At 67.4% G+C, this 15,431-nt stretch carries 14 protein-coding genes; 6 read left to right on the plus strand and 8 right to left on the minus strand.

The features are described from left to right. Positions 1–52 precede the first annotated feature (52 nt). Genes WS75_RS14115 through WS75_RS14125 form a run of 3 tightly spaced genes read left to right on the plus strand, consistent with a single transcriptional unit; the run spans position 53 to position 2,330 of the window. Positions 53–847 carry a polysaccharide deacetylase family protein gene (locus WS75_RS14115; RefSeq protein ID WP_059681004.1) on the plus strand — a complete coding sequence of 265 codons (795 nt, stop codon included), beginning with the start codon at positions 53–55 and terminating at the stop codon, positions 845–847. Next, positions 840–2,096, plus strand: coding sequence for a putative glycoside hydrolase (locus WS75_RS14120; protein WP_059681005.1), 1,257 nt, complete (start codon positions 840–842; stop codon positions 2,094–2,096). Before WS75_RS14115 ends, WS75_RS14120 begins: the two co-directional genes overlap by 8 nt. Before the next feature lie 45 nt (positions 2,097–2,141). Then, positions 2,142–2,330 (plus strand): hypothetical protein, encoded by a 189-nt coding sequence (locus tag WS75_RS14125; RefSeq protein WP_059681006.1) that lies wholly within the window; start codon positions 2,142–2,144, stop codon positions 2,328–2,330. Between the two features lie 44 nt (positions 2,331–2,374). Here the strand turns inward: WS75_RS14125 and WS75_RS14130 are convergent, their stop codons facing one another. Next, positions 2,375–2,872 carry a lecithin retinol acyltransferase family protein gene (locus WS75_RS14130; protein WP_059681007.1) on the minus strand — a complete coding sequence of 166 codons (498 nt, stop codon included), beginning with the start codon at positions 2,870–2,872 and terminating at the stop codon, positions 2,375–2,377. A gap of 464 nt (positions 2,873–3,336) precedes the next feature. On the opposite strand from WS75_RS14130, the gene WS75_RS14135 reads away from it, so the two are divergent. Genes WS75_RS14135 through WS75_RS14140 form a run of 3 tightly spaced genes read left to right on the plus strand, consistent with a single transcriptional unit; the run spans position 3,337 to position 6,298 of the window. Continuing rightward, positions 3,337–3,810, plus strand: a complete 474-nt coding sequence (locus WS75_RS14135) for a hypothetical protein (protein ID WP_059681008.1) — start codon at positions 3,337–3,339, stop codon at positions 3,808–3,810. Positions 3,811–3,842: 32 nt separating this feature from the next. Further along, a complete protein-coding gene (locus WS75_RS34560) occupies positions 3,843–3,974 on the plus strand; it encodes a hypothetical protein (RefSeq protein ID WP_257129375.1) in 132 nt (43 codons plus the stop codon). After that, positions 3,920–6,298, plus strand: coding sequence for an exo-beta-N-acetylmuramidase NamZ domain-containing protein (locus WS75_RS14140; protein WP_373558504.1), 2,379 nt, complete (start codon positions 3,920–3,922; stop codon positions 6,296–6,298). The genes WS75_RS34560 and WS75_RS14140 overlap by 55 nt, the downstream gene beginning before the upstream one ends. A 102-nt stretch (positions 6,299–6,400) precedes the next feature. On the opposite strand, the gene WS75_RS14145 is transcribed toward WS75_RS14140, so the two are convergent. The 7 genes from WS75_RS14145 to WS75_RS32095 all read right to left on the minus strand — a co-directional run bounded on the left by WS75_RS14145 (position 6,401) and on the right by WS75_RS32095 (position 15,362). After that, the gene (locus WS75_RS14145) at positions 6,401–7,450 is read right to left on the minus strand and encodes an ABC transporter ATP-binding protein (RefSeq protein ID WP_059681010.1); all 1,050 of its coding nucleotides are present in this window, start codon (positions 7,448–7,450) and stop codon (positions 6,401–6,403) included. 28 nt (positions 7,451–7,478) lie between these two features. Further along, positions 7,479–9,077 (minus strand): ABC transporter permease, encoded by a 1,599-nt coding sequence (locus WS75_RS14150; RefSeq protein ID WP_059681011.1) that lies wholly within the window; start codon positions 9,075–9,077, stop codon positions 7,479–7,481. Between the two features lie 2 nt (positions 9,078–9,079). After that, positions 9,080–10,114, minus strand: a complete 1,035-nt coding sequence (locus tag WS75_RS14155; protein WP_059681012.1) for an iron ABC transporter substrate-binding protein — start codon at positions 10,112–10,114, stop codon at positions 9,080–9,082. A 65-nt stretch (positions 10,115–10,179) separates the two neighbouring features. Beyond that, entirely contained in the window at positions 10,180–11,484 is a 1,305-nt protein-coding gene (efeB, locus tag WS75_RS14160) for an iron uptake transporter deferrochelatase/peroxidase subunit (protein ID WP_059681063.1), read from the minus strand. Between the two features lie 11 nt (positions 11,485–11,495). Further along, the gene (locus tag WS75_RS14165; protein WP_059681013.1) at positions 11,496–12,629 is read right to left on the minus strand and encodes a hypothetical protein; all 1,134 of its coding nucleotides are present in this window, start codon (positions 12,627–12,629) and stop codon (positions 11,496–11,498) included. Positions 12,630–12,697: 68 nt separating this feature from the next. After that, a complete protein-coding gene (locus WS75_RS14170) occupies positions 12,698–14,161 on the minus strand; it encodes a carbohydrate porin (protein ID WP_257129376.1) in 1,464 nt (487 codons plus the stop codon). A gap of 829 nt (positions 14,162–14,990) precedes the next feature. Then, complete coding sequence (locus WS75_RS32095; protein WP_082729594.1) at positions 14,991–15,362, minus strand: HPF/RaiA family ribosome-associated protein; 372 nt, start codon at positions 15,360–15,362, stop codon at positions 14,991–14,993. Positions 15,363–15,431: the final 69 nt, after the last annotated feature.

Raw genomic sequence — 15,431 nt, forward strand, 5'->3', positions numbered from 1 at the left:
GTTTTCGCGCCGCGATCGCGAAAAATGGGGCAGCCATTCCACGAGATCCGCCATGGCCTTTCGCCTGCTCGCCTGCCTGCTCCTGTTGTCGTGCGTGCCGCCGGTTTCGCGCGCCGACGTCGCGACCGTCGATTCGCCATCGCAGCGTGTGCTGATCCTGGTCTACCATCGGTTCGCCACCGCGCGACTGGATTCGATGACGGTGCGTACAGAAACGTTCCGCCACCAGCTGCAGGCGATCGAGGCGAACGGCTACCGCATCGTGCCGCTCGCCGACGTCGTGCGATGGCATGGCGGCGAAGCCGACGCCGTGCCGGCGCGCGCGGTCGCGATCACCGTCGACGACGGCCATCGCTCCGTCTACGACGTGCTGCGCCCATTGCTGGCTACACATCCCATGCCGGTCACGCTGTTCATCTATCCCTCGGCCATTTCCAACGCCAGCTATGCGATGACATGGGACCAGTTGCGCACGCTCGGGCAGTCCGGCGGGTTCGACATCGAGTCCCACACGTACTGGCATCCGAATTTCCGCACCGAACGCGCCCGCCTCACGCCGGACGACTACCTGCGCTTCGTGTCGTTCCAGTTGAGCCGGTCCCGCGAACGGCTCGAGTCCGAAACCGGCAAGCCGGTCCGGATGCTGGCCTGGCCGTTCGGCGTCCATGATGCGCAGACCGACCAGTTGGCCGCTCGCCACGGCTATATCGCGGCATTCACGCTCGATGCGCGCCCCGTGCGCGTGACCGACCCGGCAATGGCGCTGCCGCGCTATCTGATGACGGACGCCTGCGACACACGATGCATGAACGGATTGCTGAGAACCGCCGGGGGAAGTCGTGATTGAACGCCTGATCGCCTCTCTGCTCGTGTCGTTCGCCGGATTCGCCGCCCACGCGACGCCCGTCACGATCACCGTCGTCGATGCGACGAACGGGCACCCGCTCGCCGGCGCGATCGGCCATGCGTCGGGCGCGAACCGGACCGCGGATCGAGATGGCGCGTTTTCACTGGAGATCGACGCGGCGGTTACACGCCTGAGCGTGCGTGCGCCGGGCTACGCGCGAACCGAAGTCACACTGGCACCCGCCGGGGGCACACAGACGATCCGCATGACGCCGGTGCGTCCGAAAGCCGTCTATCTGTCCGCATACGGCGTCGCGGACCGCACGCTGCGCGAGACGGCGCTGTCCCTTCAGGACAAGACGGCGATCAACGCGCTCGTCATCGACGTGAAGGGCGACAGCGGCGTAACGCCATATCGCAGCCTGGCGCGTGAGATCTCCGGTGCCGCGAGCAATGTCGCCGGCGCCATCGTTCGTCCGCCCGATCTGCCGGAGCTGCTGCGGACGTTCCATGCGCGCGGTCTCTACCTGATTGCCCGCATCGTCGTGTTCAAGGACGACCCGCTGGCTCGCGCCCATCCCGAGTGGGCCGTGCGCGATGCAGCCGGCGAGATCTGGCTGGACCGCGAGCATCAGCGCTGGATCGACCCGACGTCGCGCGCGGCCTGGCAACACAACTACGACGTCGCGGAAGAGGCCGCCCGCATGGGTTTCGACGAGATCCAGTTCGACTACCTGCGTTTTCCCGACGCCAACGGCCTTCGGTTCGCAGAGCCCAATACCGAGGCCAATCGGGTCGAGGCGATCACCGGATTCCTGATCGGTGCGCGGGAACGGCTGCGTCCGTATAACCTCTACGTGTCGGCGGATATTTTCGGGTACGTCTGCTGGAACAGCGACGACACCTCGATCGGGCAGCGGCTCGATGCGCTCGGACCGGTCGTAGACTATGTGTCGCCGATGCTCTATCCATCGGGCTTTACGTGGGGCTTGCCCGGCTGCCGGAAGCCCACCGAACATGCCGGCGAGATCGTCGCGCGGTCGCTGGCCGAGGCGAAGCGCCGGACCGGGCTGGACGGTGTCCGGTTTCGGCCGTGGCTCCAGGCGTTTCGCGACTATGCGTTCGATCGCCGGCCGTTCGATGCCGACGAGATCCGCGCACAGGCCGACGCGGCCGATGCGGCGGGCACGGACGGCTGGATGCTGTGGAATCCGCGCAATCGCTACGATCCCGCCGCGTTGCCGCGCTGAGCGGCAGCGGCGGACCGGCACGAACGTTCAGGAGCCGAATCGATCATGCCGTGGAATGACGAGCGTTATCCGCCTTCGATGCGGAATATGCCGCCGCCGGTTCGCGGCAAGGCGATCGAGATTGCCAACGCGCTGCTGCGGCAGGGACGCACCGAGGGCAGCGCGATCCGCATTGCGATCGCGCAGGCGAAACGGTGGGGGCGTGCGCATGCTGTCTTTCGTGGCCGCGGGTGACGGTCAAGTTGACGAATGACTGAACGACGGCCCTGCCGTCGAAACTAGGCCGTATACCGTGCCGGGTATTCGCGCCCGGCCATCGCCGGATGCAGTCGCGCGGCCAGAACGCACGCCATCAGCATGACGGCGACCGCGATGCCGTGCACCGGGTTGCGCAGACACGATGCGACCTGCTCGCTCCGCCCCACACCGAACAGGCACCACAGGCAGAAATGCTCGCAGTTGTTCGTGAGCAGCCGGTACTGGCATTCGCCAAGGCGCGATGCCGCGCGGCGCGCGGCTTCCGTTCCGTCGTACAGCGTGCGCGCGTGGCGAATGACCGCGAGCCCGAAGCCGGCACGGAAGCTGTCCAGGGTGACGACCTCGACCGGTCCGACGCTCGCGTGGCGTGACCATCCCGCGTAGTGGATCACGTTGCCGCCGCCGATGTAGATCCCGTGATGGAGATAGCCGGGGCGGCGGGTCACGAGGTGGGCACCGACCGGCGGTTCGCCATCCAGCGTGGCGTCGTCGGCGTGCGCTGCGGTCGAATCGATCATCGCGAGCTCCTCGGTCCTGCGGCGGCGGGGCGGAAGAGTCACGCGCCGGCCGCGAAACACGTTGCGTCCTGTCACGTCTCCAGTATTGACAGTGAAACCGCACGGGACAATCAGCGTGGCCTGAACTTGCTGTCCGACGTCGGGCCGCCGTGTCGGAAATTTCCGACGGGACATGCAATATCGGCTGACAGCCGTCACGGACGATTGCGCCGTCAATATGCCGCTCCTCCCTGTTTTCACGCGTGCCGCACGGGTAGATGAGGTGCGATGACTGTCTCGCGGGAACCCATCCGACTTCGTTCGGATTCGACAGGCGCGCACTTGACTTGAGTCAACGGGAAATCGACGTTCCGCGCGACGCTGACATCGTCGTCGACACAACTGCGCGACGTCATCGCACGCAGCCCGCTCCGCGCGTGAACGGGCGGCATCGCAGCCATGCGTGCTCAATCAGGAGAGTGAAGATGTGGACCGGAACCGTGAAGATGCTGCTGGCAGCCTGTCTGCTGAACATCGGTGCGAACGTGCTGGCTCAAACGTCGACCGAGCCTATCGTGCGCAACGGTGTCGCTTATATCACCGGCGGAATCGGTCAGGACGAGGTCACGGCATTTCGCGATGTCGCGCCGCGCTACAACCTGCGGATCACGTTCACCTCGAAGAGGGGTCATTATCTTTCCGATGTCGATGTCACGCTGTCGTCCGGCAAGTCGACGATTCTCGACGCACACACGATGGGCCCGTTCCTGTTCGCGCGCGTGCCGCCGGGGCGATATACCGTGTCCGCGCGCGACAGGGCCGTTCAGGAAGTCCGGCACGTCGTCGTACCGGTGCGCGGCGCCGTCGATGTGCGCTTTTACTGGCGCAACCCCGAACGACAGGGCGCGATGCGTCTGTGTGGCGAATGTTCCGGATCGCAGGAGCAACCGGCCCGCTAGCCGCGCGTTCGCTCAGGCGCCGCGCGACGGCGATGCGCGGCGCTCGCGTCATCGACGTCGCGGGCCTCCGCTCGCCGCTCGACTCCGCCGATGCGCTCGGCACGAAGGAATGGATGCCGTGGAACAGGCTCGATCGCTACGATCCCGCTGTGCTGCCGCGCTGACCGGCGCGCTGCTGTTCACGCTTGCGTCAGCCGGTGCGCACGCGGAATCCGACACGGCCGTGGCGCAGCAGCAGACCGCCGCGATCGACGAGGCGATCGCGGCCGAGATCGCCGATGGCCATCTTGCCGGCGCGGTGGTCGTGACAGGCGACGCAAACGGCGTGCGGGTGCGTGTCGCGCGCGGCCTGCGCGTGACGGGCGAGCAGGTCGAGGCAATGACGGTCGATACCGTCTTCGATCTTGCGTCGCTGACCAAGCCGGTGGCGACGGCGGTCGCGATCATGCAACTCGCGGAGCGCGGCATGGTGAGCCTCGACGCGCCGGCCGCACGCTACTGGCCCGCGTTCGGCGCGCACGGCAAGGCCGGCATCACGATCCGCCAGTTGCTCGCGCATGTGTCGGGGCTGCCGGCCGGCGTGTCGTCGTCCCGGGCGCTGCGCAGCCGTGCCGCCGTACTGGCCGACATCGTCGCGATGACGCCCGGCACGCCGGCCGGCACACAGGTGCGCTACAGCGACGTCAACTACGTGGTGCTTGGCGAGATCGTCGAGCGTGTGTCGCACCGGCCGCTCGACGCGTGGTGCGCCGCGTATGTGTTCGCGCCACTCGGGATGGCGAGCACCGCGTTCCGGCCACCAGCGCCACTGTTCGCGCGCGTGGCGCCCACCATCGTTCGCGATGGCCGCCTGCTCCGGGGAAGCGTCCACGATCCCGTCGCGGCCGCGATGGGCGGCGTTGCCGGCAATGCGGGCCTGTTCGCGAGTGCGGACGATCTGGCGCGCTTCGCGCGCATGCTGCTGAACGGCGGTGCGCTCGGCCCGGTGCGCGTGCTGACGCAGCGCAGCGTGGCCGCGCTGGAGACGCCGGCCACGCTCGACGCGGAAGGCGACCTGCACACGCCCGGCTGGGCGGTCGGGCCGCCGCTCGTCGCGAACCGCTACCGGCTGCCGCCGGTCGGCGCGCTGCAACACCTCGGCTACACGGGCACGGCGCTGTGGATCGATCCCGTGACGCGCCGCTTCGCGATCGTGCTCACGAGCCGGCTGTATCCCGACGAAACCGGCACGGCGATGCCACTGCGCTCGCTCGTGCTTGGCATCGTCTCGAGCGGGGCCGCGCCCGTGACGTCGTCGTGGATCGCGACGCGCGTGCCCTCGATGGCGGCGGCGCTCGCGCAGGTCGCACGGTTGCCGGTATCTCGCGGGCCGGTTCTGGCCGGCATCGACGTGCTCGCGGCGAGCGGCTTCGCGGCCGTCGCAGGCAAGCGCATTGCGCTCGTGACTAACCGCAGCGGCTTCGACCGGTTCGGCCGGCGCACGGTCGACCTGCTCGCGCAGGCACCGGGCGCGCGGCTCGTCGCGCTGTTCGCGCCCGAGCACGGGCTCGGCACCGACGTCGACGAGACGTTCGGCGACACGGTCGACGCCGCGACCGGTGTGGTCGTTCACAGTCTCTACGGCGATCGCCGCAGGATCGCGCCCGCACTGCTCGCCGATGCCGACGTGCTGGTGCTCGACCTGCAGGACGCAGGCGTACGCTTCTTCACGTACCTGGCCACCCTCGGTTACGCGCTCGAGGCCGGCGCCGCCGCGCATCGCCCGGTGCTCGTGCTCGACCGCCCGGACCCGCTGGGCGGCGATGTGGTCGGCGGCCCCGTGGCCGATGCCGGGCCGGCCACGTTCACCGGTTATTACCCGTTGCCGCTCCAGCCCGGCATGACGCTCGGCGAACTGGCGCGACTGTTCAATGACCGCCTGCATATCGGTGCGGCGCTGACCGTGGTGCCGATGGCGAATTACGTGCGCGCGATGCGCTTTGGCGATACCGGGCTCGGCCGGGTGCCTCCATCGCCGAACCTGCGCGATGGCGCCGCGATGGCGCTGTACCCGGAGACGGGGCTCATCGAGGGCGCGGCGGTCAGTGTCGGGCGCGGCACCGAGACACCGTTCGACGTGGTCGGCGCGCCGTGGATCGACGGGCGCATCCTCGCGGGCGATCTTCGCGCGATGCGGCTGGACGCGACGTTCTCGACGGTCCGTTTCGTGCCTGCGGAGGGGCCGTATCGCGGCAGGGTATGCGAAGGGGTGCGCATCGAACGGCCGCCCGGCGCGGCGCGGCCGGGCGAGATCGGGCTGGCGCTCGCACTGGCGCTGCACCGGCGTTATCCGGCGCGGTTCCGGATCGATGCGATCCGTGCATCGGTCGGTTCGCGCGAGGTGGCGGACATGCTGGAGGCAGGGCGGTCGCTCGACGAGATCGAGCGCGTGGTTGTCGCGCAGAACGCGGCGTTCGCGCCTGAGAGAGCAGCATTTCTGCTGTACTGAACGGATGGAAAACAGGCGGCGAACGTGACGCCGATCGGGATCGTCTTGATGTCAGTGCTTTTTACTGGCGTAGACCGCTCCAGACGATTTGGGCAAGCGCCGTCAGTCTTTGTAGGCCATGACTTCCCCGTCGACCGTCAGCACCACATGCTCTCCAACGGCCGGGCATCGGTGGCCGGGCACTCGTGCGCGCACGAGTGTGTCAAGCGAATCCAGCAGACGCGCGACGACTTCGGCGGTCTGTCCGCCAAACTGCACGGATTCGATCCGCGCCGCGCAGCCATTTGCGCTACCCTCGTGCGTGCTCGGGAAGACGAGGATCTGCTCCGGCCGGAGCATCGCGTCGGCCGGCCCATCGGGCAGCGGTGCAACGAGCGCCAGCTGGCCGAGCGCGCAGACGATGCGTCCGTCGCGTACATGGCCGGGAAGCAGCACGGCCTGCCCGACGAACGACGCGACCTCGCGCGTGACAGGGCGCCGGTACAGCGTCTGCGGCGTGGCGGTCTGCACGAGCCGTCCCTGCCAAAGGACCGCGACCTCGTCCCCGAGCGTCATCGCTTCGGGCTGGTCGTGCGTGACGAGCACCGACGTGGCGCCGGCCGCGGCGAGCGCATCCGCGACCGCACAGCGCGTTTCGTGCCGCAGCGACGTGTCGAGCGCCGAGAACGGTTCGTCCAGGATCACGAGTGATGGCTCGGGTGCGAGTGCGCGCGCCAGCGCGACGCGCTGCTGCTGCCCGCCGGACAGCTGTTGCGGCGCGCGGCTCGCATACGACGCGGGCAACCCGACCATCTCCAGCAATGCGTCGACGCGATGATGGCGCCGCCGCGCCGCGCGCGGCAGCCCGAACGCAATATTGTCGGCCACCGATAGATGCGGAAACAGCGCACCTTCCTGCGGTACGTAACCGATCCGGCGCTGTTCGGGCGGCAGGTGCATGTCGGGCCCAGCCACGCGGCGTCCGTCGATCTCCACGGTGCCGCGCTCGGCACACTCGAAGCCGCACAGCACGCGAAGCAGGGTCGTCTTGCCGCTGCCGGACGGGCCGAGCAGCGCCAGGCGAGAGCCGCGCTGCACCGAGAGGTCGATATCGTGCAGTACCGTATGCGATCCGAACGATTTGGACAGGCCGTAGATGCGTACTTCGCTCATAGTCGGGGCAGGGAAAAAGAGAGGGCGCTCAGTCGCGCACCGATGCGCGGCCGAGCAGCAGGAACAGCAATCCCGATGCGCCGAGCGACAGCGCGACGAGGAGCGCCGCATACGGGGCGGCGGCAGCGAACGCGAGCGTCGCCGTATCGCTCCACACCTGGGTTGCAAGCGTGCGGGTGCCGATCGGCGACAGCAGCAGCGTCGCGTTCAGTTCCGTCACGACGGAGATGAATACCATCGTCGCGGCTGCGCCGAGGCCGGGCGCCGCGAGCGGCAGCACGACGCGCACGAGCGTTGCGCGCCAGCCGAGACCGAGCGCGCGCGCGGTTTCCTCCAGCCGGACCTGCGCGTGCGACAGCGCCGCGCGCACGCTGACGACCGCGAGCGGCAGAAACAGGATTGCGTAGGCGGCGACGAGCGCCGGCGCGCTCTGGTAGAGCGGCTGCAGCAACCGCACGGTGATCGACACGATCGCGAGCGCGACGACGATTCCCGGCACGCCCTGCACGGTCATCGCCGTACGTTCGAGCAGCGTCGCGACGCGGCCCGGATGGCGCACCAGCAGGAATGCGAGCGGCAGCGCGAGCACAGTCGTGACGGCCGCGGCCGCGAGGCCATAGTCGCTCGACGCGAGTGTGGCCTGCCACAGCAGCTCGGGCGACACGTCGGCCGGCGTCACGGCGGCTGCGCCCTGTTGCGTGAGCCAGTAGCCGATCATCGCGAGCGGCACGCCGAGCGTCGCGGCCGAGAGCGCGGCGAACACCGCGACGGTGAGCCCGCGCCAGCGTCCGAGCGGATAGCGCATCGCGACCCGGCGCGCGGCGCGGTGCGTATGACCGTAGCCGGCATGGCCGCGCGCGCGCGCCTCGATCGCGAGGCACAGCAGGCATAGCGCAATCAGCACGCAGCCGAGCAGCGATGCGCCGCCACCGTCGAACGCGGTGCGGTATTCCGCATAGATTTCGGTCGTGAACGTGCGAAAGCGCACCAACTGGAATGCGCCGAACTCGGACAGCACGCCGAGCGCGACGAGCAGCATCCCACCGCATAGCGCAGGCCGCAGTTGAGGCAGCACGACGCGGAAGAAGGTATGCCACGGCGAGCAACCAAGCGTGCGCGCGCTTTCCTCCAGCGCGGGATCGAGTTCGCGCAGCGCCGCCGCCACCGGCAGGTAGACGAGCGGGAAATAGGCGGACGTCAGCACGATCAGCGCGCCGAGGAAATCCTGGAGGTCGAGGCTCAGCGACACCCACGCGTAGCTCGTGATGAACGGCGGCACCGCGAGCGGAGCGGCCGCGATCGCCGTCCATAGCGGTCGCGCCGGCAGGTCAGTGCGCTCGATGAACCACGCGAGCGCCGTGCCGAGCAGCGCGCACGCGAGGGTCGCGGCGAGCGTGATCGACAGCGTATTGACGAGCAGCTCGCCAACGAGCGGCCGCCACAACAGCTCGATCGCGTCGTCGAAGCCGAAGGTCGCTGCGCGATACAGCGTGAAGCCGAGCGGCAGCAGGATCGCGAGCGGCCCACACGCGGCGGCCGCGACGAGCGAGCGCGACGGGCGCCGCCGTGTCGCGGCGCGTTTGCCGTCGCACGTGGCACTCGCCGTGTGGGACACGGCGTCGCCCATGGTCAGAGGAGACCTGCCTGGCGCAGCAGCTTGCCGGCCTGGCTGTCATCGCCGAGCTGGTCAAACGTCAGCGCCGGCGGGCTCAGTTCGTTGAAGGGCTTCAGGATCGGATCGGGCGCGACGCCCGGACGCAGCGGATACTCGAAGCTGACATGGCCGCCGGCCATCAACTTCTGCGCTCGCTCGCTGACCAGGTACTCGACGAACTTCTGCGCTTCCGGTTGGTGCTTCGACGCCTTCAGCACCGCGGCACCCGATACGTTGACGGCTGCACCGACGTCGCCGTTGCCGAAGTGGTGGATCGCGCTGCGGGTCGATTTGTCGCCAAGCTCCGCGTGCAGGCGGTCCCAATAGTAGTTGTTGATGATGCCGGTCACGACGCCGCCGCGGTTGACCGCCGCCGTCACGCCTTCGTCGTCGTCGAAGATCTGCGCGTTGGTTTTCAGGCCCTTCAGCCATTGCAGCGTCGCGGCTTCGCCGTGCAGCGCGAGCACCGCGCTCACGACCGGCAAGAAGTCCGCGTCACTCGGCGCGACACCGACCTTGCCCTTCCACTCGGGCTTCGCGAGATCGAGCAGCGATGCCGGCAACTGCTGCGGCTGGATCTTCGCGGTGTTGTAGACGAGCACGTTCTCGCGCGCGAGCACGCCGACCCAGTTGCCGTCGGCCGGATTGAAGCGCGCGGGCACCGACTGGAGCGCAGCGCTGCCGGTCTTGGCAAGCAAGCCCTTGTGGTCGAGCAGCATGAGCTCCGGCGAGTTCTCGGTGAAGTACACGTCTGCCGGCGTGCGGTCGCCTTCGGCCACGAGCTGCGCCGCGAGCGCAGGGCCCTCGCCCGAACGTACCTTCACGGTGATGCCGCTCTGCGCTTCGAAGTCCTTGACGAGCTGGTTGACAACCTGCTCGTGCTGCGCGTTGTACAGCGTGAGCGTCGCGGCGTGCGCGCGCGTGACGTGCAGCGCGCCGGTCAGCATGAGCGCGGCGGCGGCCGCAGAAATCAGATGCCGCAGCGGACGGCTAACGGAAGAAGTGTTCATTGTGTCTTTAGCTGAGTGCGCCCGGACGGGCCGGGAAGGCCTGCCTGGGCTTGCATTGTGCGTCGTCACGCCTCGAACAGCGCGGCGCCGATGTACGAACCCGGTTGCGCGCCCGGCGGGCACGCGAAGATCGCGCTGCCGACGTGCGTGGTGAACTGGTTCATGATGTCCAGCTTCGAGAGCTTCTCGTTGATCGGAATGAAGCCCTTGCGCGGGTCGCGCTGGTGCGCGACGAACATCAGCCCCGCGTCGTACTCGGTCTGCTGGCGCCACGGCGGCCAACGCTCGATGTAGAAGTTCGTGCTGTCGTTGTACGAGTACGCGCGGCGCAGGATCTGCGCGCCGTCGTTCAACTGCGGTGACGCGAGGCGCGCATGCGAGTTCTCGGGGATGACCGGGTTGCCGTCCTTGTCGGCCGCGTCGAGATCGAGTGCCTCGAACTCGTTCTTCTGGCCGAGCGGCGCACCGCTGTACTTGTGACGGCCGACCACCTGCTCCTGGAAGCCGAGCTCCGTGTTGTCCCAGTGCTCGAGCGTGATGCGGATCCGACGCACGACCGTGTAGGTGCCGCCATTCATCCACGCCGGGCCTTCGCTGCCAGCCCACACGAATTTGTTCATCGCGGCCGGATCGGACATCGGCGGATTCATCGTGCCGTCCTTGAAGCCCATCAGGTTGCGCGGCGTCTCGCCGGGCTTGCCCGACGTGAAGCCGGCCTGGCCCCAGCGCATTTGCGTTGCCTTTGCACCGAGGCGCACGAGTTGGCGCACCGCGTGGAACGCAACCTGCGCATCGTCGGCGCACGCCTGGATGAACAGGTCGCCACCGGTCTTCTCGGGCAACAACTGGTCTCCGTTGAAACGCGGCAGGTCGACGAGTGCGGCGGGGCGATGCTTCGCGAGGCCGTAGCGGTCCTTGCCGGCGAGCGTGAACATACCGGGGCCGAAGCCGAACGTGATCGTCAGGCGTGCGGGGCCGAGGCCGAGCGCATCGCCCCCATCGGCCGGCGCAACCTCGTCGCCGCCGGTCGTGACGAGCGCCTGCGCGGTGTCGCCGCGCGTCATCCGTGCGGCGGCGTCGGTCCAGGTCTTCAGCAGCGCGATGACGTCCGCGCGCTGGGCCGTCGTCAGGTCGAGCGCCGCAAAATACGCGTGACGTTGCTGCGGCGTCGTAATACCGCTCTGGTGCTTGCCATAGAACGGCTCAACGCCGTCATGCGCGGAAGCGGGTGCAGTGGCGGGTGCCGGCGCATCCGCGGCCTTCGCGGCCGGGATCGACGCCGCCGCGAGGCCGGCGGCCATCGCGGCGCCGCCCGCCTTCAGGAAGCCGCGCCGCGCGGGGCGGGGTGGCTGGTTGGAATCGTCTGTCATGGTCGGCTCCATTACTTCGCGAGCAGCAGCGTGTTGACGTCGTCCGCGACGTAGTAGAAGCCGTCGCCTTCCGGCGTCATGGCGATGCCGAACAGGTTGCCGTTGCCGGGGGGCGTCTGTGCCTTGTCGGTATTGATCCAGCGCGCGTAGATCTGCTTGCCGGCGACCGGGTCGATCTCGACGACCTGGCCGTTCTGCGCGTTGGTCGCGAGCAGGTGGCCGTTCGGCGCGGTCGCAAGCGCGAGCGGGCGGCGCAGAAAGCCGTCGGCGGTGATCTGGCGGCCGACGCCGGCGCTGGTGTCGCGCGTGAGCGGGTCGTCGATCTCGACGATCCGGTTGCCGATCGCGTCCGACACGTACAGCTTCTTCTGGTCGCCGGACAGCGCGAGGCCCGTCGGGCCGACCAGGAACACGCCCTTGTCGGCCTGCGCGCCGAGGCCGCTCGCGACCACCGTTTCCTGCTTGATCACGGGCGGCTTGCCCGCCGGCACGTCGAGGTCGAGACGCAGCACGGTCGCTTGCTTGTAGACAGGCGGATTGCCGTCCGCGCCGCCCACGCCGAAGCCGGCCATGCTGACGAACAGCGTCGCGCTGTCGCCGCGGTCGACCACGGCCATGTTGCCCCACGGGTCGTTGATGTTCGGCGTCGACCACGTCGACGCGACCTTGCCTTGCGGATCGAGCACGATCAGGCAGCCGGCGCCCTTGGTGTTGGTCGTGCCGTCGTTGCTCGGCGTGCTGCCGACGATCACCCAGCCGGATTTCAGCATCGTCATCGCGGTTGACAGGCCAACGCCGCCCGGACACGCCTTCAGGTCGCGCGGAATCGACGCGAACAGACTCATCTGCTTCGTCGACGGGCGGTAGTTGACGATCGTGCTGCCGGTGCCTTGCAGGTTCGCCGAGTTGTTGAAGTTGTCGACGAGCACGTCGCCCGCCTGGATCGTGCCGGCCGACACCGGCGCGACCGCGATCGCGTACGGGTTCTGGTCGCCGTTGTCCGGGACGGTGTTGACGAGTGTCGTATGGCGGTGCAGCGTTTCGAGGAAACCTTGCGGCTCGGCGAGTGCGCCGGCAGCGGCCGTCAGTGCGGCCGCGGCGAGTGCACCCGTCACGAGGCGACGAAGCGGGACGGATTCGATCATTTGGAGTCTCCTGGGAGCGCGCCTGAGGCCGGCGCGCGGAAATGGGCGCAAAGCGGACGACGGCGACATCAGAACGTGATGACGGTGCGCGCGCCGAGCACGAACGTATTGCGCAGCGGCTGGGTCGGGTCGTTCGGATTCTGGCCGGCGCCTGCATTGAACGTGTACTGCGCGTCCGCCGAGATGACCCACCACGGGTTGACCTGATACTGGTAGGTCGCCTCGACGGTTGTCTCACGGGTGCGCACGCCGTACGGGCCGCCCGAGAATGCGAGCTGGTCGCGGTCGAGCGACGTCACATGATTGCCGACCTGGATGTAGGTGACGGCCAGACCCACGCTGTCGTTATCGCGACCTTCGAACGGCGCCTTCAGCACGATCCCCGCGTTGGCCGACAAGCTCACCAAGTTGCGGTCGCCCGGTGCCCCCATCACGCGCGCGAACACGCCGAGGCTTCTCGCCCCGGTCGGGTCTGGACGCCAGACCATCTGGTCCACGACCGCGTAGAAGCTGTAGTTGCCATGGTGCTGCTGCGCGGTGCCATTGGCGGCCGAGGCGGGATCGGCGAGCGACAGGCCATCGGTGCCGATGCGCTGGTCTGCGAAGCGGCCGTTGTGATACCAGACACCGATCTTGTACGTGCCGGGCAGCCCGTTCGAATGGCCGGTGTCCATCTCGCCGTCGGACGGCTGGTTCAGCGCATACTGCAACTCGCCGATATAGAGCGCGCCGTTGTGCAGGTTGAAGTTGGTTCCGCTCAGGTTGCTCGGGTTGTTGCCGAGCGGATCGCCGTCGAACACGCCTGCGAGCGCGGTGAGCTTCGGCGTGATCTGCGCGCGCACGCGCACGCCGAGGCCCGCGAGCGGGTACGCGGGACCGCCGTTGGGCAGGTCGTACGAAGGCAGCGCGGGCCAGCCGAACATCGTGTTGACGAACGTGTTCGCATACGTGCTGACCATGAATTCCTGGTCCAGGCTCTGCTGGCCGATCTTCACGTCGACGCGCTTGTCGAGGAACGACTGCTGGTACCACAGCTCCCACAGGCGCGTCGTGTCCTGCGCTTCGATGCCGCTCGCGGTGTTGAGCGTGCCGAGGTTGTACTGGCTCAAGTTGCGGCCGTGAATTTGCAGCGCGCTGGCATTGAACGTGCCGCCCGGCAGGCCGATCGCCTTCTGGGTATCGACGGACAGCGTCGCGGTCGTCAGGCCATCATAGGTGCCGCCGCGCTTCAGGCCGCCGCGCAGGTTCGCGAGATATTCGCTCGTTTCCGTGATCTGCAGCGTTGCGCCGTATTTGCCGAGCCACGGACGGATGCCGCCCATGTCGCCGAGCAGGCTCTGGCGAGTCCAGATGCCGGTCAGCATGTTGGTCGGCTTTGCCTGGATTGCGAGGTCAGCCTCGGGCGATTCGGGTTGCGCGTCGACCGGCGTGCCGGCGAATGCGACCGTGCTCGCCAGCGATGCCCACGCGACGGCAACTGCACAGGCAGCGGGGCGCATTCTGGCGAGTGCGCGGTGTCCGTGCAACAACATAACCTTCATATCCAACCCCTGAGTCCACTTGTCTATAGTTCTGCTTTAACGCGCTCCATGAACGCTCGGCGCCATTGATGGGGCACTGAGATGAACGCGACGGGCCGCATTGTCGGAGTGTTAAATGCGAAAGTCAATGTAAACGCGAATGATTCGCATCTACATTACCAAATACAATCGCATTCCTTTCAAATGTCGGCTCGCAGGCTTTCGGATTGAATATTTTTGTAAACATCAGGGCAATATGATCGTACGGATCGAGATATCACCTGCCGGCCGGCAAAGCTATTCGATGCAGTGTCGAACGAGTCTGACCACGGCGAGACACTGAGCCCTATGCAACCCAGGCAGAATTTTCGTCCGGGAGCGGCCGGATCGAGATCCGCATGCACCACGCACCGAAACCACTCATCGACAAACACCCGGCCCCCGTTTGAGGTCGGACGGAATGCGTGGAGGCCAACGGGTTAAGCAGCGGTCTGATTCAGATAGAAGCGCTCCGGTTCGCACGCCGCGTTCCTCGAGATGTTGCTGCAGGCGCTCGGGCCCGAAGCTTTCCCGAGTTCGCTGATGTGCCGCAAGTACGTCCGCTTCCAGGCGAGAGCCTCCGCTTCCCGATTTTAGGAAACGTTGGCTTCCATTTTCTACGGCCTGCCTCATGCGCGACGCATGCCGTGGCTCCACATGCGGAGGATGGACGACAGAATGCCGGAACGGGCGCTAGTTTCAGTCGGACTCGCGATGGAGCGTCTGCGCACCATCGTGGCAGGCACCGATCGGCGCGCGCGTTGCGCGGCTGTCCACGGGCGCACGATCGCGCAACTGCACGCTATTTGTGCGCCTCGGATTGCGTGGCAGGACCGGCCGGATGTTCATCGTGCCGTTTGCCGCGGCCTCGCTGCTTGCGTCCCGTGTCTTCGAGCATTCTCGTGACGTTGCTGAAGGCATTGCGCAGCGCGACATAGACGTCCTCGTCGTGTTCTTTGCTGGATACCAGTTGATGTCCGGGAATCGTGATTTCGATCCGGATATTGAACGGTTTCCCCTGATGATCGTGCTTCTCGTCCAGCACGACATTGACCCTGCAATGCGAGATGTCCAGCCGGAGTCGATCGAGTTTGGATACATGGCGGGCGGCTTCTGCCTCGAGCGCGTCCGAGCGCGGCATGCCTTGAAATACCAGTTCGTAAGGTGGCTTCATTGCTTGATCCGTTGATGGTTGATGAATGCCGGTCGTGCCTCGTCGTGCCGGCGGTCCAGCGATTCCGAT

Origin of the sequence: Burkholderia sp. FL-7-2-10-S1-D7 (assembly GCF_001524185.1) — a bacterium.
Lineage (GTDB): Bacteria > Pseudomonadota > Gammaproteobacteria > Burkholderiales > Burkholderiaceae > Burkholderia > Burkholderia diffusa.

What these genes read in the sequence shown, in the direction of transcription:
- WS75_RS14125 (WP_059681006.1), top strand. Translation starts at nt 2,142, where the DNA reads ATGCCGTGGAATGACGAGCGTTATCCGCCTTCGATGCGGAATATGCCG.
- WS75_RS14145 (WP_059681010.1), bottom strand. Translation starts at nt 7,450, where the DNA reads ATGAGCGAAGTACGCATCTACGGCCTGTCCAAATCGTTCGGATCGCAT.
- WS75_RS14165 (WP_059681013.1), bottom strand. Translation starts at nt 12,629, where the DNA reads ATGATCGAATCCGTCCCGCTTCGTCGCCTCGTGACGGGTGCACTCGCC.
- WS75_RS14115 (WP_059681004.1), top strand. Translation starts at nt 53, where the DNA reads ATGGCCTTTCGCCTGCTCGCCTGCCTGCTCCTGTTGTCGTGCGTGCCG.
- WS75_RS32095 (WP_082729594.1), bottom strand. Translation starts at nt 15,362, where the DNA reads ATGAAGCCACCTTACGAACTGGTATTTCAAGGCATGCCGCGCTCGGAC.
- WS75_RS34560 (WP_257129375.1), top strand. Translation starts at nt 3,843, where the DNA reads ATGCGCGGCGCTCGCGTCATCGACGTCGCGGGCCTCCGCTCGCCGCTC.
- WS75_RS14155 (WP_059681012.1), bottom strand. Translation starts at nt 10,114, where the DNA reads ATGAACACTTCTTCCGTTAGCCGTCCGCTGCGGCATCTGATTTCTGCG.
- WS75_RS14130 (WP_059681007.1), bottom strand. Translation starts at nt 2,872, where the DNA reads ATGATCGATTCGACCGCAGCGCACGCCGACGACGCCACGCTGGATGGC.
- WS75_RS14150 (WP_059681011.1), bottom strand. Translation starts at nt 9,077, where the DNA reads ATGGGCGACGCCGTGTCCCACACGGCGAGTGCCACGTGCGACGGCAAA.
- WS75_RS14140 (WP_373558504.1), top strand. Translation starts at nt 3,920, where the DNA reads ATGGATGCCGTGGAACAGGCTCGATCGCTACGATCCCGCTGTGCTGCC.
- WS75_RS14135 (WP_059681008.1), top strand. Translation starts at nt 3,337, where the DNA reads ATGTGGACCGGAACCGTGAAGATGCTGCTGGCAGCCTGTCTGCTGAAC.
- WS75_RS14170 (WP_257129376.1), bottom strand. Translation starts at nt 14,161, where the DNA reads ATGTTGTTGCACGGACACCGCGCACTCGCCAGAATGCGCCCCGCTGCC.
- efeB (WP_059681063.1), bottom strand. Translation starts at nt 11,484, where the DNA reads ATGACAGACGATTCCAACCAGCCACCCCGCCCCGCGCGGCGCGGCTTC.